Consider the following 23,425-nt stretch of genomic DNA (forward strand, 5'->3'; position numbering starts at 1 on the left):
TTGCTGCTTACTTGCGCTGCGCTTCCAGCTCGGCAAGCTTCGCCTCCAGCTGCTTGAGGCGCTCTTGGGCGCGGGCGAGCAGTGCCTTCTGGACTTCGAAGTCCTCGCGGGTGACGAGATCGAGCTTGGCCAACTGGGCGGCAAGCAGCGCGCGCAAATTCTTTTCCAGGTCGGCCACCGGTGTCGCAGCCAGGGCGGTGGAGATGCGGCGACTGATGTCTTCGAGAAATTTCGGGTCGAGCATGATGATGGCTTGAAAGAGGAAAACGCTTGGCGCATCGAGTCTAGCACCAGCCTGGTGCGACGGTGATGTCCGCTTGCGCCGAAGCTGTGCAAGCGGCCTTGCGACCAGGCAGGGCCGACAGCGGCGGCGAGCGCGTTACCTATTGATTTTATTGAATTTTATGCTAGTGGCACGGGATGTGCAGCAAAGCCTGGCGAAATTTCCCGCAACCCACTTAGGAGACACACATGAACATTCGTCATCACACCGTCGCCCTCGCCGCGGCATTCTCTGCTCCGCTCATCGCCACTGCCGCCGATCCGGCGCCTACCCCCGAGCACGGCTTTACCGGCAACATCACTTTGGCCTCGGAATACCTTTACCGCGGCATCGCGCAGACGCGCGGCAACCCGGCACTGCAAGGCGGCTTCGATTACGCTCACAGCAGCGGGTTGTATGCTGGCATTTGGGGTTCGAACATCTCCTGGATCAGCGACGCTGTCGCCGGTGCCAGCGCCAGCCTGGAAATCGACGTCTATGGCGGCTACAAGGGCGCGATCACCGACGACTTCGGCTTCGATGTCGGCGTGCTGACCTACAACTATCCGGGCAGCGGCAAGCCGTCCGGGGCCGCCAAGCCCGATACCACCGAAATCTATGGCGCGCTGTCCTGGAAGTGGCTGACGCTCAAATATTCGCAGACCATTGGCAGTCTGTTCGGCTGGACCAAGCCGGATGGCAGCAAGACCAAGGGTTCCGGCTATCTGGAACTGAACGCTGCTTACGATCTCGGCGAGGGCTGGAGTATGGCCGGCCATGTCGGCCAACAAAAGGTGAATGGCTTTGGCGATGCCTCTTACACCGATTACAAGCTCGGCGTCAGCAAAGACCTCGGTTTCGGCACGCTGGGACTGGCCTATTCGACCACCAACGCCAAGGCCGATTGCGCCAAGGCCGAGCCCTATTGTTTCGTCAAGAGCGACGGCAGCACCTATGACGCTGGCAAGGGTGGCCTGCTCGTCACCTTTGGCAAGACCTTCTGAAAGGAAGCGCAATGAAATTCGTCACCGCCATCATCAAGCCTTTCAAGCTCGACGAAGTGCGCGAGGCCCTTTCCGCCGTCGGCGTGCAAGGCATCACGGTCACCGAAGTCAAGGGCTTCGGCCGGCAAAAAGGGCACACGGAGCTTTACCGCGGCGCGGAATATGTCGTCGACTTCCTGCCCAAGGTGAAGGTCGAGGCCGCCATTCCGTCGGAACTGCTGGAACAGGCCATCGAGGCGATCGAGAAGTCCGCCAGCACCGGCAAGATCGGCGATGGCAAGATCTTCGTCTTCGACCTCGAGCAAGTGATCCGCATCCGCACCGGCGAGACCGGCCCGGCTGCCCTTTGAGGAGAAATGAAATGAGGAAATTACTCGCAATCCTGCTGATGGCTTTGAGCCTGTTCGGTTTTTCGAGCGGCGCGCCGGCGGTCGAAGAGGCGAGCGGCGCGCCGGCGGTCGAAGAGGCGAGCGCCGCGCCCGCGGTCGCTACCGCCGCCAAGGCGCCTGCTGCCGAGCTATCTGCAGCCGAGGCTCCAGCCGCTGCGCCGGCGCCCAACAAAGGCGATACGGCGTGGATGATGGTCGCCACGCTCTTGGTGATCCTGATGACCATTCCGGGTCTGGCGCTGTTCTACGGCGGGCTGGTGCGGGCCAAGAACATGCTCTCGGTGCTGATGCAGGTGTTCGTCATCTTCGCGTTGATCAGCGTGCTGTGGGCGGTCTATGGCTACAGCGTCGCTTTCACCGCAGGCACCCCATACTTCGGTAGCTTCGAGAAGCTGTTCCTGATGGGCGTCACACCCGACTCGGTCGGCGCCACCTTCAGCAAGGGCGTGGTGATTCCCGAGCTGGTGTTCGTCGCCTTCCAGGCCACTTTCGCAGCGATCACCACCGCGCTGATCGTCGGCAGCTTCGCCGAGCGCATCGAGTTCTCCGCCGTGCTGCTCTTTTCGGTGCTGTGGTTCACCTTCAGCTATCTGCCGATGGCGCACATGGTCTGGTACTGGGATGGCCCGGATGCGATCACCGATGCCGCCTCGCTCGAAAAGGTCACTGCCGCGGCAGGCTTCCTGTGGGCCAAGGGCGCGCTCGACTTCGCCGGCGGCACGGTGGTGCACATCAATGCCGCGATGGCCGGTCTCGTCGGCGCCTACTTGGTTGGCAAGCGCGTCGGCTTCGGCCGTGAAGCGATGACGCCACACTCGCTGACGCTCACCATGGTCGGCGCGGCATTGCTCTGGGTGGGCTGGTTCGGCTTCAACGCCGGCTCCAACCTCGAAGCGACCGGCACCGCCGCGCTGGCGATGGTGAATACGTTGTTCGCAACGGCCGCCGCGACGCTCTCCTGGATGTTTGCCGAATGGCTGTTCAAGGGCAAGCCCTCGATGCTCGGCGCCGCGTCGGGTGCGGTCGCGGGACTGGTGGCCATCACGCCGGCCTGCGGTTTCGTCGGCCCGCTGGGCGCGATCATCATCGGCCTGGCCGCAGGCATCGTCTGCCTGTGGGGCGTCAATGGCCTGAAGAAGCTACTCGGCGCGGACGACGCGCTCGATGTGTTCGGCGTGCATGGCGTCGGCGGCATCCTCGGCTCGCTCCTCACCGGCGTGTTCGCCTCGCCGGCCTTGGGCGGCACCGGCGTGTATGACTACGTCGCCAATGCCGTCGGCGAGTACGACATGGCGGCCCAGATCGTCAGCCAGCTCTGGGGTGTCGGCGTCGTGATCGTCTGGTCCGGCGTGGTCGCTTTCATCTGCTACAAGATCGTCGATGTTCTGATCGGACTGCGCGTGCCCGAGGACGAGGAACGCGAAGGGCTCGACATCACCGCGCACGGCGAGTCGGCCTACCATTACTGACCGATAGCGCCGTAAAAGCGGGCGCCTCGAGGGCGCCCGTTTTCTTACCTGAACACCACCGTCTTGTTGCCATGCACCAGCACGCGGTCTTCGAGGTGATAGCGCAGGCCGCGCGCGAGCACCGTTTTCTCGATGTCCTTGCCGTAGCGCACCATGTCGTCGGGCGCATCGGAGTGATCGATGCGAATCACGTCCTGCTCGATGATCGGCCCCTGGTCGAGTTCGGCGGTGACATAGTGACAAGTCGCGCCGATCAGCTTCACGCCGCGCGCATAGGCCTGGTGGTAGGGTTTGGCGCCGACGAAAGAGGGCAGGAAGCTGTGGTGGATGTTGATGATTCGCCGCGGATAGGCTGCGCACAGCTCAGGCGGCAGGATCTGCATGAAGCGCGCCAGCACCATCGTGTCGCCGCGCGATTCTTCGAACAGGCGTTGCACCTCGGCGAAGGCCTCGCGCTTGTTCTCCGGCGTCACCGGCACATGGTGGAAGGGGATGCCATGCCATTCGACGAAGCCGCGGAAGGTGTCGTGGTTCGAGATCACGCAGGGAATCTCGATGTCGAGCTCCTTGGATTGCCAGCGCGCGAGAAGATCGTAGAGGCAGTGTTCCTGCTTGGAGACGAGGATCACGACGCGTTTTTTCACCGCGCTGTCGGTGATCTGCCAGTCCATGTCGAGTTCCTGCGCGATCGGCGCGAAGCGGCTGCGGAATTCGGCGAGCATGAACGGCAGCGAGTCGGCCTTGACCTCGATGCGCATGAAATAACGCCCTTCGATCTCGTCCGAATGAAAACTCGACTCGGTGATCCAGCCGTTGTGTGCGGCGATGAAGCCGGTGACCCTGGCGATGATGCCAGTGCGATCCGGGCAGGAGGCGGCCAGCGTGTAGAAGCGGCCGCTAGACATCACCGACCCTCGCTGCGGCCCGGTCGATTTCGTTGCGCAGCGCGTCATAGGAGAGCGCGACGGGAAACTGCGGGAATTCAGCGATGACATTCTGCGGCGGGTGGAACAGGATGCCGGCATGCGCTTCGGCAAGCATCGCGGTGTCGTTGTAAGAATCGCCGGCGGCGATGACGCGGAAATTGAGCTCCTTGAAACGCTTGACCGCCTCCTGTTTCTGGTTCGGCAGGCGCAGGTGGTATGCGGCGACGAAGCCGGCGGCATCGGTCTCGAGCCGGTGGCAGAACAGCGTCGGCATGCCCAGCTGGATCATCAACGGCATCGCGAATTCGTAGAAGGTGTCGGAGAGGATGATCACCTGATAGTCGCGGCGCAAGGCGTCGAGAAATTCCTTCGCGCCGGGCAGTGGCCCCATGCTCGCGATGACCTTCTGAATGTCCGGCAGGCCGAGCTCGTGTTGCTTCAACAGATCGAGCCGGTAACGCATCAGTTGGTCGTAATCCGGCTCGTCGCGCGTCGTGCGGCGCAGCTCGGCAATGCCCGTGCGTTCGGCGAATTCGATCCAGATCTCGGGGACGAGCACCCCTTCGAGGTCGAGACAGACGAGTTGCACGGCCAAGGCTCCCGGAAAAAAGAAAGCGGCGATTCTACTCGACCTCCCCTGTCGAGGACGGCGGCTGGAAATTACGATTCCTGGACGCAGAGTATGCCGGGATCGCGCTCACCCGCCACTGCCATGGTTTCCAGATGCTGGAGCACCTCCATGCTGGCCGCCTCCATCGCGCCGAGCTCGGCAAGGCCAGTCGTGAAATCGCCGTTGCGATAGGCCTGCACTGCGGCCTTGCCGTGCTGGTGCACGCGTATGTGGGATGGCTCGACCGCGCCATAGCCGGGGAGCTGCGAAAAGCACACCTTGCCGTCGCCTTCGTAATACCACTTGCCGAGCCGACAGGCGGTATGGCTGGCGAAATCGTCAGCATTCTTGTCCGACATACCGAGGAAGACGAGATAGATTTCCATCTTGTAAACGAGGTGGTCCTTCTTGGCCGTCTCGATGAAGCTGCGCAGTGCCGTCGCAGCGATCGTCTGGGTCATGCTTTGCGAGATTTCGAGCAGCCCATCGATGCTGGCGAAGGCTTCTTCGCCGTTCTGGTGGATCGCGGCCATTTCTTCCGGATTGACCTGCGATTGCAGCTTGGCCTGTGACGCTTGCTCCTGCACATTCGCCACCAGCTGAGAGATTTCCCCTGTGGAGGCAGTGGTGCGCTCGGCGAGCTTACGCACTTCGTCGGCCACGACCGCGAAACCGCGCCCCTGTTCTCCCGCACGCGCCGCCTCGATAGCAGCATTGAGTGCTAGCAGATTGGTCTGGTCGGCGATTTCCTTGATCAGCTTGACGATGCCGTGGATGCGTCCCGTGTGCTCGTGCAGCTGGTCGATGGCCGTGGCGCTGGCCTGCGCGCGCTCGATCAGGCGACCAATGTGCTCGGTCAAACGATGCACCGTTTGCTGGCTATGTGCGGTTTCACTGCTGGCCTTGACGACCTCCCGGGTTTCCTGACGCAACGCCAAAGCCATCGTGGCCATGGTGTTCTGAACCGATTTCGTCGATTCGCCGAAGGCGTAGAGATGTTTGACCAGATCTTCGAAGAAGGCTACTCGTGCCCGCTTGTCGGCGCATTCCGCTTCGATGGCAGCCAGCCGGCCTTCGAGCACAGCGACGCGTTCCTGTGCCGCTTGTTCGCGGCTTTTCGCTTCCGATAATTCGCGCTGCAGTGTTTCGATTTCCCTGCGAGATGCACCAAACATGATTCCTCCCAGAGTCAAGCCATATGCTTTACGGATTTCGCGTCAAGCATAGCAGAATCCTGCGTCGCGAATATGGTCAATGACGCTCGACCGCAAACCTCTGCGGTTGCTTTCTGCACCGTGCCCTGAGCGAGAATCTCTGTCAGCCGGGGAAACGATCAAGCTTCGAGCCGTGCATGGATCTCGAGCCAGCGCGCTTCTGCATCCTCGATGAGTCCGGTCAGCTCGGCATCGCGCCGTGCCAGCTCGGCGGCCAATGCGCGGTCGGCATAGAGCTCTGGATCACTGAGCCGTTCTGCCAGCACCGACTTTTCGCGTTGCAAGGTGTCGAGCTCGCCTTCGAGCCGCTCGGCTTCCTTTGCGAGCCGGCGCCGCTCGGCCTGCTGCTGCTTTTTCGCCTGCCGTTCCTCTTGGCCCTGCGTTGACTTTTCTGGACGGGCAGACTGGGCGGCGGCCCGGCGCGCGGCAAGCCAGGCGGCATAGTCGTCGAGATCGCCGTCGAAGGGGTGCACCTTGCCATCGGCCACCAGCCAGAGTTCATCGACCGTGGTGCGTAGCAGATGGCGATCGTGAGAAACGAGCACCACGGCGGCCTCGGTTTCCTGGAGCGCCAGCGTGAGCGCCTCGCGCATTTCGAGGTCGAGGTGGTTGGTCGGCTCGTCGAGCAGCAGCAGATTCGGCCGCGTGCGGATCATCAGCGCCAGCGCCAGCCGCGCCTTCTCGCCGCCGGAGAAATTTTTGCACGGCGTCTCGGCCATCTGCCCGCGAAAGTCGAAGCCGCCCAAGAAATCGCGTAATTCCTGCTCGCGTATCCCGGGTTCCTGGCGCATCAGATGCTGCAAGGGCGACTCGTCGGGCCGCAGCCTCTCCATCTGGTGCTGGGCGAAATAGCCGATCTGCAGATGCCGGCCTTCCAGCCTTTTTCCGGCCAGCGGCGCGAGCTCGCCGGCCAAACATTTCACCAGCGTCGATTTGCCGGCACCGTTTCGGCCCAGAAGGCCGATGCGGCTGCCCGGCCGCAGGTTGAACCGCACCCGATCGAGGACTGCCGTGTCGCCATAGCCGACTTTCGCGTCCTCCAGGACCAGGAGGGGATCGGAAAAGCCGGCAGGCTCCAGGAAACGGAAATGGAACGGCGCATCGACGTGTGCGGCGCTGATGAGCTCCATGCGCGCCAGCGCCTTCAAGCGGCTTTGCGCCTGGCGCGCCTTGGTAGCCTTGGCACGGAAGCGTTCGACGTAGGCATTGAGGTGGGCGATCTCGCGCTGCTGCTTCTCGTGCAGTGCCTGCTGCAGCGCCAACGCTTCGGCGCGGGTGCGCTCGAAGGCCGTGTAATTGCCCGTGTAGAGTTTCATCGCGCCGTTTTCGATCGCCAGGACGTGATCGACGATCGCATCGAGGAAGTCGCGGTCGTGCGAGATCATGATCAGCGTGCCGGGAAAGTTCTTCAGCCAGCCTTCGAGCCACAGCACCGCGTCGAGGTCGAGGTGGTTGGTCGGCTCGTCGAGCAGCAACAGGTCGGCGCGCGCCATCAGCGCCCGGGCGAGATTCAGGCGCACGCGCCAGCCGCCGGAAAACTCGGCGACCGGGCGGCTGAAATCGGTCTGCGCGAAGCCAAGGCCAGCGAGGATCTCGGCGGCGCGCGCCTTCGCCGCATAACCACCGATGTCGGCGTAACGCGCATGGAGTTCGGCGATTTGATGACCGTCGTGCGCGTCTTCGGCATCGAGCAGCGCCGCCTCGATCTCGCGCAGCTCGCTATCGCCATCGAGCACGAATTCGAGCGCCGGCATGGCTAGAGCGGGTGTTTCCTGCGCGACATGCCCGATGCGTAAGGCGCGCGGCAATTCCAGATCACCCGCCTCGGCATGCAATTGGCCGCGCAGCAGGGCGAAGAAAGAAGACTTGCCGCAGCCGTTGGCACCGACGAGCCCCACCTTCCAGCCCGGGAAGAGCTGCAGCGAAGCGCCCGCGACGAGCGTGCGGCCAGCGCGACCGAAAGCGAGGTTTCTGGCGAGGATCAACGGATCGCGGCGAGGAAGTCCTGCCAGTTCGCCCATTCGGCGCGACAGGCGTCGGGCACCGGCAGCGTGCTGGGAATTGCCAGACACTCGAACGGGGAGAGCGCCTGGCCGATGCGGATCGCGCGCGCGAGGATGTCATACCACTGACGATCCACATCGCTGCGGCCGGCCACCGCGGCCGAGACGGCTTCGGGAAATTCGAAGCGCTGCAGATAGCGTTCGGACACCCGGCTGATTTCGCAGGGAAAGATCTCGCGCTGCGCTCGCGCCTTGGTGATCGGATCGGCATCTTTGCAGCGCTCGAGATAGCGCGTCATCAGGGCAGGGTAGGTCTCGGCCACGGCGAGCCAGCCGATGCCGGAGACCAGCCCCGTGGTGAAGGCATCGTCGGCGCGTGACGCGGGAATGCCATACTCGGGCAGCAGTGCGCGCATCGCCGCGCCAGTAGCGACGGCATTCATCCAGAAGCCGCGGTAATCGAATCCCGGACAGGCGCCTTTCTGGTAGCGCGTGATCATCTCGGCGACGAATACCACGCGCTTGACGAAGCCGGTGCCCAACCGGGTCACCGCCTGCGGCACCGACGCCGTCTTGCCAGCGGCGGCGAAACGCGCCGCATTGGCGTAATTGATCAGCAATGTCGAAATCACCGGGTCGGGCTGGATGATGCTGGCCACTTGGCGCGCATCGCCTTCCTCGGCGGCCACCGAGATCTTCTGGAAGATCAGCCCCGGCGCCGGCAGATTGCCGTGGGATTCGATCGCGTCGAGGAACTCGGCCATCGGCGGCGTCATCGGATTCTGGCTCGGCTGCTCGACGATCGCAGTGAGCAGTTCGATCGCCGCCTCGGCGGGCGCACCGATCTCGGTGTAGAACGCATCGATGCCCACACCCTTGTCGAACGGTGTGAACATGATGCGGGGTGCCGTGCCGCCAGCGCCGAGTGTTGTCGGGAACTCCGGCGTCGCGCGATAAAAACGGCCGTAGTTGTCGATCGCCACCCAGACGGCATCATGGACGGCCGCGTCGAGCTCGGCGCGCAGCCAGCCGATCGCATGAGGCGCGAGTTCCTCGATCGGGCGGCCGGGATCGTGGCGCGGATCGCAGGCCAGCGCCACCACGGCCGGTGTGTTCACCGTCGCCGGCACGAAGGCGGCGACGAGCCCTTGGCCAGGCCCGACGACGCCATTGGCAGCCACGGCCAGTTCGAATGTCCGGGGATTCAGTCCATCCATGATGCAGCTCCTCTCGATGGCGCCGATTCTACGACCTCGCCGCCTGGGGTAACATCGCCGGTCATGGTTCCCCACCTCGCCACCGCGCTGACCGGCCCGCTGCTGACGCTGGAGAGGCGCTTCCTCGACAATGAGACCGCCATCGAGCGCTGGCTGCGCGGCCAGTGGCTCGAACATGCGCCACCGTTCTACTGCTCGGTCGATCTCAGGAACAGCGGCTTCAAGCTCGCGCCGGTCGACACCAACCTGTTCCCGGGCGGCTTCAACAACCTCGACCCAGCGATGCTGCCCTTGTGCGTGCAGGCGGCGATGAGCGCGATCGAGAAGCTCTGCCCCGAGGCGAAGAACCTGCTCTTGATCCCCGAAAACCACACGCGCAACCAATACTACCTGATGAATGTCGCGCGGCTGGCAGCCATCCTGCACCATACGGGGCTTAACGTGCGCATCGGCTCGCTGTTGCCGGAAATCGACAGACCGACGACACTCGCGCTGCCCGATGGGCAGTCATTGACGCTCGAACCGCTGCGGCGCTTCGGGTCGACCGGCGATGACGGGCTGGGGCGCCGCCTGGGCCTTGCCAGCGACCCAAGCTTCGATCCCTGCGCGATCCTGCTCAACAACGACTTGTCTGCCGGCGTACCCGCCATCCTCGAGAACCTGCACGAGCAGTTCGTCATCCCGCCGCTTGCCGCCGGCTGGCATGCGCGCCGCAAGTCGCAGCACTTCGCCGCTTACCGGCGCGTCGCGCGCGAGTTCGCCGCGCTGATCGGCATCGATCCGTGGCTGATCGATCCGGAATTCGCGGTGTGCGGCAAGATCGATTTCCAGCAGCGGGCAGGCATCGAATGTCTCGCCGAAAACATCGACAAGCTGCTCCATCACATCCGCGCCAAATACACTGAATACGGCATCACTGCCACACCCTTCGTCGTCGTCAAGGCCGATGCCGGCACCTATGGCATGGGCATCATGATGGTCAAGGACGCAAGCGAAGTGCGCGAGCTCTCGCGCCGTCAGCGCAACAAGATGGCCGTGGTCAAGGAAGGCTTGCCCGTCAGCGAAGTCATCCTCCAGGAGGGCGTGCCGACCTTCGAGAGCGTCGACGAGGGTGTGGCCGAGCCGGTGGTCTACATGATCGACCGCTACGTCGTCGGCGGCTTCTATCGTGTGCACACCCAGCGCGGCCCGGACGAGAACCTCAACGCGCCAGGCATGCATTTCAAGCCGCTTGCCTTCGAGACCGGCTGCTCGCTGCCCGACACGACCCAGAACCCGGACGCGCCCCCCAACCGCTTCTATGCCTATGGCGTGGTAGGCCGGCTGGCGCTGCTGGCGGCCGCTCACGAGCTGGAAGAAACCGGCGAGACATGAGGCTTTGGTTCGCCGGACTGTTGGCGCTCTTGCTCGTCGCCTGCGGCCCGCGCGCGCCGATCGGGCAGGAGGCCTATGTCTTCGGCACGCGCGTCGAAGTGCTGGTCAGCGGGGTCGGCGAAGCCGAGGCGCATGCCGCGCTCGGTGAGGTATTGCGCGAATTCGACCGCCTGCACCGCGCCTACCATGCCTGGCAGCCTTCGGAGCTCACGGCGCTCAATGACGCGATCGCCGCCGGTCGGCCGCATCGGGTTTCCCTGGAGCTCGCTGAGCTGATCCGCACCGCACAGGCACTTGCCGCGCAGGGCGACTACCTGTTCGACCCCGGCATCGGCCGCATCATCGCCTTGTGGGGCTTCCAGAGCGACGAGTTCAAACCGGTGCTGCCGGATGCCACGGCATTGCAGCAACTCACCGCCGCCAAACCGTCGATCGCCGATCTGGCGGTTGCCGACGACGGCACCGTGACGTCGAAGAACCCCGCCGTGGCGCTCGATTTCGGCGGCTATCTGAAGGGAGTCGCACTCGACCGCGCCGCGGCGATTCTCAAACGCCGCGGCATCCACGACGCGCTGATCAACATCGGCGGCAATGTGCTCGCGCTGGGCAGCAAAAACGGCGTTCCCTGGCGGGTGGGCATCCGTCATCCGCGCGTCGAGCTCGCCGGCGAAGGCGTCATCGCCACGCTGGAGCTGCATGACGGCGAAGCGATCGGCACTTCGGGCGACTATCAGCGCTTCTTCGAACTCGACGGCAAGCGCTACTGTCACCTGATCGACCCGCGCACCGGGGTCCCCGCGCAAGGCACGCAGTCGCTGACCGTCCTGATCCCGCCGGGGCCGCAAGCCGGCATGCGTTCGGATGTGCTGACCAAGCCGCTGTTCATCGCCAATGATCGCTGGCGCGAGTTGGCGCGGCGTCTCGACGCAGCCCAGGTGCTGCGCGTCGATGGAGAGGGGCGGGTCTATGTCACCCCAATGATGCAGAACCGGCTGCAATTCACGATGGACAATCTCACCATCGGCGTCGTGCAATAATCTTCTCGATGATTGGCATTCTCCTGATCACCCACGACACGCTCGGCGAGGCACTGTTGCAGTGCGCCTGCCACGTGCTCAACAAGCGCCCGGTACAACTGTTGCAGCTGGGCGTGGCCGCCGGCGACGACCCGAACGACCTGCTGCCGCTGGCGAAGAAGATGCTCAAGCTCGTCGATAGCGGCGACGGCGTGCTGATCCTCACCGACATCTACGGCGCCTCGCCGGCGAATCTGGCCGGCAAGTTGCTCGAACCCGGCCATGTCGAGGGTATCGCCGGCGTCAATCTGCCGATGTTGCTGCGGGCGCTCAGCTATCGCGACAAGGACATGGAAACGCTGTTGAAGCGCACCACCGGCGGCGGCCGCGATGGCGTGCTCGACATGCTGCGACATTGATCCAATGCCGAAAGCCGAGGCGACGATCATCAACAAGCTAGGGCTGCACGCGCGCGCCTCGGCAAAACTCACCCAGCTGGCCGGCAGCTTCCCCTGCGAGGTGTGGATGGAACGGAACGGCCGCCGCATCAACGCGAAGAGCATCATGGGCGTGATGATGCTCGCCGCCGGCAAGGGCAGCAAGGTGATCATCGACACCGAGGGGGAGCGCGCCGACGAAGCGCTCGCCGCGATCCTCGCTTTGATCGACGACCGCTTCGGAGAGGACGAGTAATCATCCTAAAAACCCCAGTTGACCGCTCCTGAAGGCAAAAAATGCCTGAGAAGATCGAAAGATGTTTCACTGATTCCGCTCACCGGAGAGGTGACCCCGCTACGCACCCCCTGGCATGCGCCGGCGGGCGCTTGGCTTTGTTGCTCCTCCTTGCAGGCATGAGCCTGCGGCGTCGTCGCGTCGCGCCAGCCGCCCGCCGGCACGCACCATCGGGCGCGTCCAACTGAGGTTTTTAGGATCATGGCATTCACCGTGCATGGTCTCGCCGTCTCCCAGGGCATCGCGATCGGCCGCGCCCATCTGATTTCCCATGCCATCTTCGAGGTCGTCCATTACACGCTGCGCGAACGCGACATTCCGGCCGAGATCGCGCGCTTCGATGCGGCACTCGCCGCGGTACGCGCGGAACTGGCGCAGTTGAATACCGAGGTCACCGTGCCAGGCACACCCAGCGAGCTCGCCGCGCTGGTCGGTGTCCATGCGCTGTTCCTCGACGATCCGCTGATCGCCGATGTGCCGAAGGTGCTGATCCGCGAGCGGCGCTGCAACGCCGAGTGGGCGCTGGTGCAGCAGATGGAACAGGTGATCGCGCAGTTCGACGAGATCGAGGACAGCTATCTGCGCGAGCGCCGCCAGGACATCGTCCAGGTGGTCGAACGCATCCTGCGCGCCCTTTCCGGCAAGCCGCGCCGGTTGTCGAAGAAAGGCGCAACGGGCGAGATCGTCATCGTCGCCCACGATCTTTCGCCGGCCGACACGATCCAGTTCAAGAACCTGAAGATCGCCGGCTTCGTCACCGACCTGGGTGGCGCCACCTCGCATACGGCGATCGTCGCCCGCAGCCTCGCCATTCCCGCCGTCGTCGGTCTGCACCACGCGCGCGCGCTGGTGCGCGAGGACGACCTGATCATCGTCGATGGCCGGCGCGGCGTGTTGATCGTCGATCCCGACGAGCGCGTGCTCGAGGAATACCGACTCAGGAAGCGCGAGCTCGAGCTCGAGCGCTCGAAGCTCAAGCGCCTGAAGCACGCGCGCGCCGCCACGCTCGATGACGTCGAGATTAGCCTGCAGGCCAACATCGAGCTGCCGCAGGACATCGAACAAGTGCGTCAGGCCGGGGCGGACGGCGTGGGCCTGTTCCGCACCGAGTTTCTCTTCATGAACCGCGAAACGCTGCCGGACGAAGACGAGCAATTCGAAGCCTACCGTCATGTCGCCAAGGCGCTTGCCGGCAAGCCGGTGACGATCCGCACGCTCGACATCGGCGCCGACAAGACGGCACGCGCACTGAACGGTGCGGAGCGCCAGGTGCCCAACCCGGCGCTCGGCCTGCGAGCGATCCGCTATTGCCTGGCCGAGCCACAGTTGTTTCTCACCCAGCTGCGCGCGATCCTACGCGCCGCGCACTTCGGCCAGGTGCGCATCCTGGTGCCGATGCTCGCCCATCATGGCGAGATCGTCCAGACGCTGGCGATGGTCGAGCAGGCCAAGCAGCAACTGCGCGAGCGACGCTGCAAGTTTGCGGAGAACGTCGCCATCGGCGGCATGATCGAGATTCCCGCTGCCGCGCTCTCGCTCGGCCCGTTCCTGCGCCATCTCGACTTCCTGTCGATCGGCACCAACGACCTGATCCAGTATCTGCTGGCGATCGACCGCACCGACGAAGCGGTCGCCCACCTCTACGATCCGCTGCACCCGGCCGTGCTGCGCCTCTTGGCCCAGGTGATCCAGACCGCGAACAAGGCGGAAATGCCGGTGGCGATCTGCGGCGAGCTCGCCGGCGACCCGCAACTGACGCATCTTCTGCTCGGCATGGGGCTGCGCCAGTTCTCGATGCACCCAACACAACTGCTCGAAGTCAAGCAGCAGATCGTGATGGCGGATACCGAACAGCTTTCCGCGAAGGTGTCCCGGATTCTGCGTCTCGACGAACCGGAGCGCATCCGCGAGCTGGTCGAACGCTTGTAGTAGTGCCGTCCCGAAGCCGCCGAGTTTCTGTTAAAGTGCGCGGCTCATGAAAAAAACCCTGACCACGAGCCTGTTTCTGCTCTGCGTCGCCGCTGCGCCCGTTCAAGCCGTTGAGACGGTGGCGCAGCTACCGGCGGGGCAAGCCACGCCGGTCGAACCGACGCCGCCCGCTTCCTTCATGTCGCGTGCCGTCGATAATGTCGGCAGCACGCTCGAGCGTGCGCTCGACTTCCTTGGCATCCGTTACCAACGCGGCGGAAGCTCCCCGGAAACCGGCTTCGACTGCTCTGGCTTCGTGCGCTACGTCTATGGCGAAACGCTCGGCCTGATCCTGCCGCACAATGCCAAGGCGATCAGCCAGGCAGGTGAGAAGGTCGACAAGAGCGAATTGCAGCCTGGTGATCTGGTGTTCTTCAACACGATGCGACGCGCCTTTTCGCACGTCGGCATCTATCTGGGCGACAACCTGTTCGTCCATGCGCCGCGTGCCGGCGCGCGTGTGCGCATCGAGGACATGACCAACCGTTACTGGAGCCGCCGCTTCAACGGCGCGCGGCGGCTCCGGCCGTAATTCCCCGCATGGAAGACAAGCGCAGCATCGGCCCGGTCGAGGCGCGACGCGTCGTCTTCGATGAACCCTTCGTCTTCGCCGCCGGCAAGGCCCTGCCGCAGTGGGAACTGGTCTATGAGACCTATGGCACGCTCAATGCCGCGCGCACGAACGCGATCCTGGTCTGCCACGCGCTCTCCGGCCACCATCACGTCGCCGGCTGGTATGCCGACAATCCGAAGAACCTCGGCTGGTGGGACAACATGATCGGCCCCGGCAAGCCGATCGACACCGAGCGCTTCTTCGTCGTCGGCGTCAATAATCTGGGCGGCTGCCACGGCTCGACCGGTCCGGCCTCGCTCGATCCGGCCACCGGTGAGCCCTGGGGCGCTGATTTCCCGGTCGTCACCGTGCCGGACTGGGTCAGAGCGCAAGCGAGACTGGCCGATCATTTGGGCATCGAACAATGGGCGGCGGTGGTCGGCGGCAGCCTGGGCGGCATGCAGGCGCTGCAATGGACGATCGACCTGCCCGAGCGCGTGCGCCATGCGCTGGTGATCGCCGCGGCGCCGAAGCTCACCGCCGAGAACATCGCCTTCAACGACGTCGCCCGCCAGGCGATCATCACCGATCCGGACTTCCACGGCGGCCATTTCTACCGTTACGACACGCGGCCGCAGCGCGGCCTGCGGCTGGCACGCATGCTCGGCCACATCACCTATCTGTCGGACGACCAGATGGCGGAGAAATTCGGCCGCAAGCGGCGCAGCGGTGCCGGCAGCTACAGTTTCGACGTCGAGTTCGAGGTCGAATCCTATCTGCACTACCAGGGCGACAAGTTCGCCGGCATCTTCGATGCCAACACCTATCTGTTGATGACCCGCGCGCTGGACTATTTCGATCCGGCGGCACCTTATGGCGATGATCTAGCCGCTGCTTTGGCGCGTGCGCAGGCTGGCTTCCTCGTCATCTCGTTTTCGACCGACTGGCGCTTTTCACCGGCCAGAAGCCGCGAGATCGTCAATGCGCTGGTGAAGAACCAGCAGCCGGTCAGTTACGCCGAGATCGCCAGCCAGCATGGTCACGATTCCTTCCTGATGGCCGATAGCTACTACCATGCGGTGGTGGCGGCCTACATGGCGAACGTCGAGACATGAGCCACGCGATCAAACGCCCCGACTTCGCCGTCATCGCCGGCTGGATGAAGCCGGGCGAGAGCGTGCTCGATCTGGGTTGCGGCGCGGGCGAGCTGTTGCTGCTGCTCGCCGAACGGGGCTTGCGCGGCTGGGGCATCGAGCGCGACCCGGGCCACGTGCTGGCGGCGATCGAAAACGGCGTCAATGTGATCCAGAGCGACCTCGAAGAAGGTCTGGCTGGCTTTGAAAACGATGCCTTCGACCACGTCGTGCTCTCGCGCACGCTGCAGACGATGCGCCATACGCAACAGATCCTCGCCGAGATGCTGCGCGTCGGCCGCGAGGCGGTGGTTTCGTTTCCGAATTTCGCCTACTGGAAGAACCGCCTCGCGATCTTGAACGGCCGTATGCCGGTCTCGGAAGATCTGCCCTACCAGTGGTATGACACGCCGAACGTGCGTTTCTTCACGATGCTCGACTTCGAGAGCCTGTGCAAGGAAATGGGCATCGTCATCCGCGAGCGCCAGGTGCTCGACGAAAAAGGCCTGCTTGTGACCGAGGAACACAATTTCCTCGGCAGCCTGGCGGTTTATCGGATCGGCCGGCCGCGCTGAGCGCTGGTGCCCGGAGCCGGACTCGAACCGGCATGCCATGCGGCGAGGGATTTTAAGTCCCTTGTGTCTACCAATTTCACCATCCGGGCAGCGTCTGCATTCTAGGCTGCCCGGGCGCGGCGCGGAGCGCTTCAGTGCGGGATCGGCGTTCCACTGGTGAACAACCGTGCGAAATCCTCGAAAGCCATCGGCCGCGCGAACAGATAGCCTTGCGCCAGATCGCAGCCGAAATCGCGCAGGATCCGCGCCTGGGCCAGTGTCTCGACGCCTTCGGCCACCACCGTCATGCCCAGGTTGCGCCCCATCTGGATGATGGTTTGGACGATCTTGCGGCTCTTTTCGTCGTGTTCCAGACCGCCGACGAAGGCCTGGTCGATCTTGAGCTTGTCAACATGCAGGCGCAGCAGATTGCCGAGGTTCGAATAGCCGGTGCCGAAGTCATCCACCGCGATCGCGATCCCCGCCGTGGCGAAGGTTTCCAGCGAGCGGACGAGGGTTTCGTTTTCGCTGGCGATCGCGCTCTCCGTAATCTCGACTTCCAGACGTTGCGCCGGCAATCCGCAGGATTCGATCAGCTCGAGCACCCGCGGCGCACAGTCGTGATCGAACTGCAGGGGCGAGAAATTCACCGCGATGCCGAACCCGCGCAGCCGACCGTCGAGGCGCGCGCCCGCTACACAGGCTTCGCGCAGCACCCAGTGACCCAGGGTCTTGATCAGGCCGGACTCTTCCGCCGCGGCGACCAGCTCGGCGGGCGAGGGCATCGAGGCGTCCTCGTGGCGAGCCAGGCGCAGCAGCACTTCGACGCCGGCGATCGTCCCATCGGCAAGCCGCACCTGCGGCTGCCAGGCGAGCATCAGCCCCGAGGAAGCGAGCGCCTTGCGCAGGATATCGGTTGCCTCGATGCGCCGCGCCAGACGCCGGTGCATTTCGCTGGCGAAGAAATAGTAACGGCCGCGGCCTTGCTGCTTGGCGTTGTACATCGCCGTATCGGCGTTCATCAACAGCGCCTCGACCGTCTCACCGTCGCCCGGATAGCGGGCGATGCCGATCGATGCGGCGAGGAAGAATTCGCGTTCGTCGTGAGTGAATGGTTCGGCGAACGCGGTCAGCAGCTTTTCGGCGACCTCGGCCAGATCGGCTTCATCGACGATGTCCTCGACGATCACGGCGAATTCGTCCCCGCCCAGCCGCGCCACCGTGTCGTTGGCGCGCACGAGATGGGTCAGCCGCTGCGCCGCCTCGACCAGGATGCGATCGCCGATGCCGTGGCCGTAGGCATCGTTGATGTCCTTGAAGTGGTCCAGATCGATGAACAGCACACCGATCTCGGTTTCGTTGCGCTGCGCGCGGGCGACCGCCTGGCCGAGGCGATCGAGCAGCAGACGACGGTTCGGCAAGCCGGTCAGCGCGTCATGGAACGCAAGATGCATCAGCTGCGCACGTAGCTCTTTGTGCGAGCCGATATCGGCGAACACGCCGACGTAATAGCGCGGCTTGCCCTGCTCGTCGCGCACCAGATCGATGTGCAGCCACTCGGGATAGATCTCGCCGCTCTTGCGGCGGTTCCAGATCTCGCCTTGCCAAGAGCCGGTCTCGTCGATCGTGCGCCACATCTCGGCATAGAACGCGGCATCGTGACGCCCGGACTTCAGCAGGCCAGGCGTCTGGCCGATCGCCTCTGCCTCGGAGTAGCCGGTGGTGCGGCAAAAAGCTGCATTGACCAGCAGGATGCGGCCTTGCACATCGGTGACCATGATGCCTTCGGCGGTGGCATCGAACACCGCGGCGGCAATCTTGCGGTTTTCCAGCTCGCAGCGCAGGTTGTCGATCAGGCGCGCACGCTCCTCGTTGAGCGCGTGCTCGTGCTCCATCAACGCGGCCACCAGCGCGAACCGTGAGACCACACCGACGAAAGCACCCTCGCCGCTGATGACCGGCAGATAATCGCAACGCTCCCGTTCCAGCCGCGCCCAGACCTCATCGACCGGCGTGGCCGGATCGAGCCCGGGCGGCTGACGGCGCACCAACAGGTCGGCGAACACCCGCGCCGGAAACAGCGCGGCTTCGCGCACTTCGACGAGACCGAGGAAGCGTCCATCGCCATCGTCTTCGTCGAAGACCGCATACACCAGCACCTCGTTGCCGTTCCTCGCCGCCACGTCGCGATAGCGCTGCAGCGCACCGACGCTGCGATGACGGGAGCAAAGGCAATCGCGCGCGGTCAGCATGTCATTACGAGTCGCCGCCCGCCGCTTCGAGCGCGATCTCGACATCCAGGTCGAGATGAATGATTTCCTCGGGCCCCATCAGGGGTTTGACGTGATCGAGGACGAAGCGGCGCAGCGACTCGGCATCGACCTTGCGCAGGATGGCGCTGCGCACCAGGACATCGCCGATCACCTCGTCTTCGATCGGCACGTGCTCAAAAGGCGTCGTCATCAGCAACGCGAGCGCCTTGCCCATCGCCACCTGGCCGATCGGCGAAGACCGGCCGAGGACGAGACCGTCGACGATCGGCGGCAAGACGAACTCGCGCGCCCGCATCCTGATGTTCTGCCGTTGCTTTTTCATTTCTGCCCCTCGCCGCCGCCATCACCCCCCGAGATGGCTGGCGGTCGCTCGAAAAACCCTACGGGTCATCGTTTGTCATTAGACCATATTCGCCGTGACATCGAAATGGTTTTGCTCAAGAAACCTCAAGGCCTGCCATGATCCCACTGCCGCCGGACGATGTCGCGGATCAAATGCAGGCGGCGGTGGAAGAAATGGTCGGCGCCGGGAATGACGATCACTGGCAAATCGAGAGGTTCGGCCCAGGCGAGAACGTTGGCAAGCGGCACCGTCTCGTCCTTGCCGCCGTGGATGACGATCGTGTCGGTGGGCACGGCAGCGGTTTCATAGTTGCGTAAGCCTTCGATGAAGCCGGCCGCAGTGCCGACCAGCACCAGCCGGCTCGCCGGATCACCCTCCTCTTTCAGCCGCTGCGCGAGCCGGGTGATCACATAGGCGCCGAACGAGAAGCCGGCAAGATAAATAGGCAGCGTTCGGCCAAAACGTTGTCGTGCGTCAGCCAGCACGGCGAGCAAATCCTCGGTCTCGCCGATGCCCTGATCGTGCGCGCCTTCCGAGCCGCCGACGCCGCGGAAATTGGGCCGCAGCGTCGCGCAGCCCAGCTCGCGGAAAGTGCGCGCCAGCGTGGTGACCACCTTGTTCTCTGCGGTGCCGCCATAGAGCGGGTGCGGATGCGCGATCAGCGCGATGCCGGTCGCCTGCGCGTGAGGCTCGACGAACACCTCGATCTTGCCCGCCGGGCCGGCGAGGAACAAGCGATCGGAGCGCATCATTCGTTACATGATGGGCATAAATCCAACAAAACGATGTCCAGCTTGTACAAACGCGCAAGGTGGATGTATTGCCTCACCATCGGCGAAGTTGCAACCTTGACATATCCGCTGTTTTTGGCACCGCGGTAATGATGATTTCTCATGCAAATATATAATTTCTTGACTCTGGAATCCAAAATGGCCTTGAGTACGTCCTTGAAAAACTCAGCGAAAGCATCCGCCAAGCTGATTTCTATCGCGACTCCGTTCTGAACATCCAAAATATCAAAGGCCTGTAACTTTTCGGTTTCCACGGCCTCTTCGTTCTGCACGTCTATGCCTTTGAATCTCAAGGTCATGTTCTCTGCAACCTTGGCTTCGATCTTTATTCTCGCCCCGTATTTGGCCGACAAGAACTCCTGCAATTTCTTCGTGGTTCGATAGCTTTTCGCCTCATCGGCGCTATTTTCATTAAGATCGATGTTTTTCAACCATTCTTCCCTGTATGCAGCGCACTTGTAGCGGCCACCATCGACGCTCTTCGGAACAAAGACATTCTCGAAGAAAGCCAGTATGTCCTCGATGATGTCTTGCTCAGGCATGATTCCAGCCATTGAACAAACCAGATTCAAGGGAGGCAGAAATCAGATCAGCAGCCGCTCGACGATCTCGCCCTTGGCCAGATGGCGTTCGACGATCTCGTCGATGTCTTCCCGATCGACGTAGGTGTACCAGACGGCCTCGGGATAGACGACGATCACCGGCCCCTTGTCGCAGCGATCCAGGCAGCCGGCGCTGTTGACGCGCACCTTGCCGGGGATCGCCTCACCCATGCTTTTGACTTTTTCCTTGCAGTAGTCGCGCATCGCCTGGGCGTTGTGGTTGTTGCAGCACATCTCGCCCGGCTCGCGCTGGTTGGTGCAGAAGAACAGGTGGTATTGGTAGTAGCTCATTTTTTTCTCCATGATCGGCTGGGTTGGGAGTGCCAATTTACCAAAGTCGGCGCTGGCGGGAAGGCATAATGCGGACGATGTCCTCTGCCGCTTTGCCCCTCGATCCCGTCAAGGAGAGGCTGCTGCTCGCCACGCTCGCCGGCATCCAGTTCGCCCACATCCTCGACTTCATGATCATGATGCCGCTCGGGCCGATCCTGATGCAGGAATTCGCCCTCGATGCGCAGCAGTTCGGCCTGCTCGTCTCGGCCTACACCTTCACGGCCGGGGCGGCCGGCGTGCTCTCTGCCGTGTTCGTCGACCGCTTCGAAAGAAAGCGCCTGCTGCTACTGATGTTCGCGCTGTTCGCTCTCGCCACACTCGCCTGCGGCCTGGCGCCTGGCTATGCCACGCTGCTGGCAGCGCGGTCTTGCGCCGGCGCCTTCGGCGGCGTGCTGGGCTCGATGGTGCACACCATCGTCGGCGATGCGATTCCTTTCGAGCGCCGTGGCCGTGCCGCCGGCGTCGTGATGTCGGCCTTTTCGCTGTCCACCGTCGCCGGTGTGCCGCTGTCGCTCTTCCTCGCCAACCACTTCGGCTGGCGCAGCCCATTCTTCCTGATCGCCGCGCTTTCCGTCGCGTTGTTGCTCATTGGCTTCGTTCGGCTGCCGACGCTGCGCGGCCATCTGCCGACCGCGGTGATCGGGGAAGAAGAGCGCGCCCATCCGCTCGCCGCGATCCTCGAAACGCTGGCCCATGCCAACCACCTGCGCGCGCTTGCATTCATGGCGCTGATGATGCTCGCCGGCTTCACGGTGATCCCCTATATCACGGTCTACGCGACCGCCAATGTCGGCATCCGCCAGCAAGACATCCCCTATATGTATCTGGCCGGCGGCTGCGCGACCTTCTTCACCGCGCGCTGGATCGGCCGGCTGGCCGACCGCCACGGCAAGGTGCGCGTGTTCCGCCTCGTCGCGCTCGCAGCCTTGGTGCCGCTCTATGTGCAGACCCACCTGCCGCCGGTGCCATTGTGGGTGATGGTGGCCTGCGCGACGGTGTTCTTCATCTTCGTGCCGGGCCGCATGGTGCCGGCGATGGCGATCATCACCTCGGCAGTCGAACCGCGCCTGCGCGGCACCTTCATGTCGCTCAATGGCGCGGTGCAGAATCTGTTTTCGGGGCTCGCCGCCTGGGCGGGCGGCCTGATGATCACGCTGGAAAACGGCCGCGTGGTCGGCTATGGCAACGTCGGCCTCGTGGCGATGGCCGCTACGGTGCTGGCGGTGCTTTACGTCGGCCGCATCCGCATGGAGGGTGCCGTTCCGCCAGCGAGGATTTTCAACGGGCAGGATATTTGAGGGCGTTCTTGGCGATCTTGTCGCGCGCGGCGGCGATCGGATCGATATTCAGCGCATCGGCGAGCTCGACCAGATAGATCAGCGTATCGGCTACCTCGTCGCGGATTTCGGCGAGCTTTTCCGGCGGCGGCGCGAGGCTTTCCTCGGCAGTCGCCCACTGGAAATGCTCGACCAGTTCCGCCGCCTCGACGATCATCGCCATCGCCAGGTTCTTCGGCGTGTGGTATTGCCGCCAGTCGCGCGCGGCGGCGAAGTCGCGCAAGGCGAGTTTCAAGGTTTCGAGGTCATGGATGTCGTTCATCGTTCGCTCCGGGAAAGTATCAGCCAAGGCAGCGCGAAAAAAGGCCACAAGGCGGTGGTCAGACGCGTCAAGCCATTGAAGTTGAGGAAATGCCCCTGTTGCCAAACACGTAAGGTGTCGGCGAGATAAGGATTGTCCGGCATCAGATTCACGAGCACGGTGGCAATCATCAGCGCCAGCGCCGCGATCGCCTGGCGAACGGCGGGCGCGAAGGCCATCGCTACTCCCCACAGCAGCAGGCCGAGCGCGAGTCCCGCCAGGGTGCCGGGCGTGGCCCAGGCCAAGCCATGCACGCCTTGCATCAGCACGAAGAGCGCGGCGCTCTTGACGACGAGGGCGAGCAGAATCAGCGCCAAAGGATACAGGGCAGGGTGGGCTCTGGCCAGCCGCGCGCCGATCAACGCGATCGCCGCGGTTTGTGCGGCGACCGTGGCCAGCTCGAAGCTTCTGATGCGGTCCGCCGCGAAGTCGAGCGCGGCCGGCAAGCCGATGAGCCCGCGCAGATTGCCGCTGCCGAACAGGGTGCTTTCGGGGTTGAGCTGGGTGAGCAGCCACAGTGCGACGAGCAGCAAGCCCGCATCGCCCGCTGCACCGGCGAGCAGACGCCGCTCGCGCCAGCGATTTAGACGCCCGCCATCGAGCAGCGCGCGCCCGCCAGCCAGCCCCAGGAGGGCGCCGATCAGTGCGCCGACGCTGTTGCAGGCGAAATCGAGATTCGAAGGCACGCGACTGGGCAAGTAGTTTTGCACGGTCTCGACGCCGAGGCTCAGGCCCGCGCCGAGCAAGACCGACAAGATGAGCGAGAGGATCGGAGCAAGCCGCCGGATGAGCGCCGCCGTCCAGAAGAAGCCCAGGGGCAGATAGGCCAGCACGTTGCCGGCGAGATCGAAGCCGGTGAAATAACGCGGCCAGAATGATGACAGGAAGGCGAGAGGATCGACACCCGTATCGCGCCAATCGGCAAACGGATAGAGGCTGCCGTAGATGAGGAGCAGCGTCCAGGCGCCGGCAAGTTTGAGCGGCAGGTTCGAGGAGGCGCGTGCGGACACGCCGGCGCCGA

Annotated in this window: 24 protein-coding genes, 1 tRNA gene and 1 pseudogene; 12 read left to right on the forward strand and 14 right to left on the reverse strand. The window is 63.8% G+C overall.

Features of this window, described 5'->3' with window-relative positions; translation table 11 throughout:
• Window positions 1-7: 7 nt before the first annotated feature.
• Window positions 8-244 carry an accessory factor UbiK family protein gene (locus EL335_RS12495; protein ID WP_126447394.1) on the reverse strand — a complete coding sequence of 79 codons (237 nt, stop codon included), beginning with the start codon at window positions 242-244 and terminating at the stop codon, window positions 8-10.
• A gap of 227 nt (window positions 245-471) precedes the next feature.
• Here EL335_RS12495 and EL335_RS12500 point away from each other — a divergent pair, with 227 nt between their 5' ends.
• From EL335_RS12500 to EL335_RS12510, 3 genes are read left to right on the forward strand one after another with little or no spacing between them, the layout of a single operon-like run.
• Window positions 472-1,266, forward strand: coding sequence for a TorF family putative porin (locus tag EL335_RS12500; RefSeq protein ID WP_126447396.1), 795 nt, complete (start codon window positions 472-474; stop codon window positions 1,264-1,266).
• A gap of 11 nt (window positions 1,267-1,277) precedes the next feature.
• The gene (gene glnK, locus EL335_RS12505) at window positions 1,278-1,616 is read left to right on the forward strand and encodes a P-II family nitrogen regulator (RefSeq protein WP_126447398.1); all 339 of its coding nucleotides are present in this window, start codon (window positions 1,278-1,280) and stop codon (window positions 1,614-1,616) included.
• Between the two features lie 11 nt (window positions 1,617-1,627).
• Complete coding sequence (locus EL335_RS12510; RefSeq protein WP_126447400.1) at window positions 1,628-3,124, forward strand: ammonium transporter; 1,497 nt, start codon at window positions 1,628-1,630, stop codon at window positions 3,122-3,124.
• 44 nt (window positions 3,125-3,168) lie between these two features.
• Here the strand turns inward: EL335_RS12510 and purU are convergent, their stop codons facing one another.
• The 5 genes and pseudogenes from purU to EL335_RS12535 form a co-directional block, all read right to left on the reverse strand.
• Window positions 3,169-4,029 (reverse strand): formyltetrahydrofolate deformylase, encoded by an 861-nt coding sequence (gene purU / locus EL335_RS12515; protein ID WP_126447402.1) that lies wholly within the window; start codon window positions 4,027-4,029, stop codon window positions 3,169-3,171.
• Window positions 4,022-4,639 (reverse strand): bifunctional phosphoserine phosphatase/homoserine phosphotransferase ThrH, encoded by a 618-nt coding sequence (gene thrH / locus EL335_RS12520; protein WP_126447404.1) that lies wholly within the window; start codon window positions 4,637-4,639, stop codon window positions 4,022-4,024. Before thrH ends, purU begins: the two co-directional genes overlap by 8 nt.
• Window positions 4,640-4,710: 71 nt before the next feature.
• A pseudogene (locus tag EL335_RS14605) lies at window positions 4,711-5,415 on the reverse strand (methyl-accepting chemotaxis protein); the annotation flags it as partial.
• Between the two features lie 578 nt (window positions 5,416-5,993).
• A complete protein-coding gene (locus EL335_RS12530; protein ID WP_431306274.1) occupies window positions 5,994-7,859 on the reverse strand; it encodes an ATP-binding cassette domain-containing protein in 1,866 nt (621 codons plus the stop codon).
• Window positions 7,856-9,094: an HDOD domain-containing protein gene (locus tag EL335_RS12535; RefSeq protein WP_172600099.1), complete on the reverse strand. Its 1,239-nt coding sequence runs from the start codon at window positions 9,092-9,094 to the stop codon at window positions 7,856-7,858. Before EL335_RS12535 ends, EL335_RS12530 begins: the two co-directional genes overlap by 4 nt.
• Before the next feature lie 63 nt (window positions 9,095-9,157).
• On the opposite strand from EL335_RS12535, the gene gshA reads away from it, so the two are divergent.
• The 8 genes from gshA to metW all read left to right on the forward strand — a co-directional run bounded on the left by gshA (window position 9,158) and on the right by metW (window position 16,445).
• Window positions 9,158-10,468, forward strand: a complete 1,311-nt coding sequence (gshA, locus tag EL335_RS12540) for a glutamate--cysteine ligase (RefSeq protein ID WP_126447412.1) — start codon at window positions 9,158-9,160, stop codon at window positions 10,466-10,468.
• Window positions 10,465-11,505, forward strand: coding sequence for an FAD:protein FMN transferase (locus EL335_RS12545; RefSeq protein ID WP_126447414.1), 1,041 nt, complete (start codon window positions 10,465-10,467; stop codon window positions 11,503-11,505). Before gshA ends, EL335_RS12545 begins: the two co-directional genes overlap by 4 nt.
• An 8-nt stretch (window positions 11,506-11,513) precedes the next feature.
• Window positions 11,514-11,903 (forward strand): PTS sugar transporter subunit IIA, encoded by a 390-nt coding sequence (locus EL335_RS12550; RefSeq protein ID WP_126447416.1) that lies wholly within the window; start codon window positions 11,514-11,516, stop codon window positions 11,901-11,903.
• 4 nt (window positions 11,904-11,907) lie between these two features.
• Entirely contained in the window at window positions 11,908-12,177 is a 270-nt protein-coding gene (locus EL335_RS12555; protein WP_126447418.1) for an HPr family phosphocarrier protein, read from the forward strand.
• Window positions 12,178-12,417: 240 nt separating this feature from the next.
• Window positions 12,418-14,145: a phosphoenolpyruvate--protein phosphotransferase gene (ptsP, locus tag EL335_RS12560; protein WP_126447420.1), complete on the forward strand. Its 1,728-nt coding sequence runs from the start codon at window positions 12,418-12,420 to the stop codon at window positions 14,143-14,145.
• 46 nt (window positions 14,146-14,191) lie between these two features.
• Window positions 14,192-14,716 (forward strand): C40 family peptidase, encoded by a 525-nt coding sequence (locus tag EL335_RS12565; RefSeq protein ID WP_126447422.1) that lies wholly within the window; start codon window positions 14,192-14,194, stop codon window positions 14,714-14,716.
• A gap of 8 nt (window positions 14,717-14,724) precedes the next feature.
• Complete coding sequence (gene metX / locus EL335_RS12570; RefSeq protein ID WP_126447424.1) at window positions 14,725-15,852, forward strand: homoserine O-succinyltransferase MetX; 1,128 nt, start codon at window positions 14,725-14,727, stop codon at window positions 15,850-15,852.
• On the forward strand, window positions 15,849-16,445 hold the full coding sequence (gene metW, locus EL335_RS12575) for a methionine biosynthesis protein MetW (protein WP_126447426.1): 597 nt from the start codon (window positions 15,849-15,851) through the stop codon (window positions 16,443-16,445). The genes metX and metW overlap by 4 nt, the downstream gene beginning before the upstream one ends.
• A 4-nt stretch (window positions 16,446-16,449) precedes the next feature.
• Here the strand turns inward: metW and EL335_RS12580 are convergent.
• From EL335_RS12580 to EL335_RS12605, 6 genes are all read right to left on the reverse strand, one after another.
• A tRNA-Leu gene (locus tag EL335_RS12580) sits at window positions 16,450-16,534 on the reverse strand.
• Between the two features lie 42 nt (window positions 16,535-16,576).
• Window positions 16,577-18,676 (reverse strand): putative bifunctional diguanylate cyclase/phosphodiesterase, encoded by a 2,100-nt coding sequence (locus EL335_RS12585; RefSeq protein WP_172600100.1) that lies wholly within the window; start codon window positions 18,674-18,676, stop codon window positions 16,577-16,579.
• Between the two features lie 4 nt (window positions 18,677-18,680).
• Window positions 18,681-19,019, reverse strand: coding sequence for a hypothetical protein (locus tag EL335_RS12590; RefSeq protein WP_126447430.1), 339 nt, complete (start codon window positions 19,017-19,019; stop codon window positions 18,681-18,683).
• Between the two features lie 125 nt (window positions 19,020-19,144).
• Window positions 19,145-19,792 carry an alpha/beta hydrolase gene (locus EL335_RS12595; protein WP_284155371.1) on the reverse strand — a complete coding sequence of 216 codons (648 nt, stop codon included), beginning with the start codon at window positions 19,790-19,792 and terminating at the stop codon, window positions 19,145-19,147.
• Window positions 19,789-20,373, reverse strand: coding sequence for a hypothetical protein (locus tag EL335_RS12600; RefSeq protein WP_126447432.1), 585 nt, complete (start codon window positions 20,371-20,373; stop codon window positions 19,789-19,791). Before EL335_RS12600 ends, EL335_RS12595 begins: the two co-directional genes overlap by 4 nt.
• A gap of 42 nt (window positions 20,374-20,415) precedes the next feature.
• Window positions 20,416-20,724: a (2Fe-2S) ferredoxin domain-containing protein gene (locus EL335_RS12605; RefSeq protein WP_126447433.1), complete on the reverse strand. Its 309-nt coding sequence runs from the start codon at window positions 20,722-20,724 to the stop codon at window positions 20,416-20,418.
• A gap of 68 nt (window positions 20,725-20,792) precedes the next feature.
• On the opposite strand from EL335_RS12605, the gene EL335_RS12610 reads away from it, so the two are divergent.
• The gene (locus EL335_RS12610) at window positions 20,793-22,064 is read left to right on the forward strand and encodes an MFS transporter (protein ID WP_284155372.1); all 1,272 of its coding nucleotides are present in this window, start codon (window positions 20,793-20,795) and stop codon (window positions 22,062-22,064) included.
• Here the strand turns inward: EL335_RS12610 and EL335_RS12615 are convergent.
• Together EL335_RS12615 and EL335_RS12620 are read right to left on the reverse strand one after the other, a co-directional pair.
• On the reverse strand, window positions 22,045-22,365 hold the full coding sequence (locus EL335_RS12615) for a nucleotide pyrophosphohydrolase (protein WP_126447435.1): 321 nt from the start codon (window positions 22,363-22,365) through the stop codon (window positions 22,045-22,047). The genes EL335_RS12610 and EL335_RS12615 overlap by 20 nt on opposite strands.
• On the reverse strand, window positions 22,362-23,414 hold the full coding sequence (locus tag EL335_RS12620; RefSeq protein WP_126447437.1) for a VanZ family protein: 1,053 nt from the start codon (window positions 23,412-23,414) through the stop codon (window positions 22,362-22,364). Before EL335_RS12620 ends, EL335_RS12615 begins: the two co-directional genes overlap by 4 nt.
• Window positions 23,415-23,425 lie beyond the last annotated feature (11 nt).

This window comes from Sulfuricystis multivorans (genome assembly GCF_003966565.1).
Taxonomy (GTDB): Bacteria; Pseudomonadota; Gammaproteobacteria; order Burkholderiales; family Rhodocyclaceae; genus Sulfuricystis; species Sulfuricystis multivorans.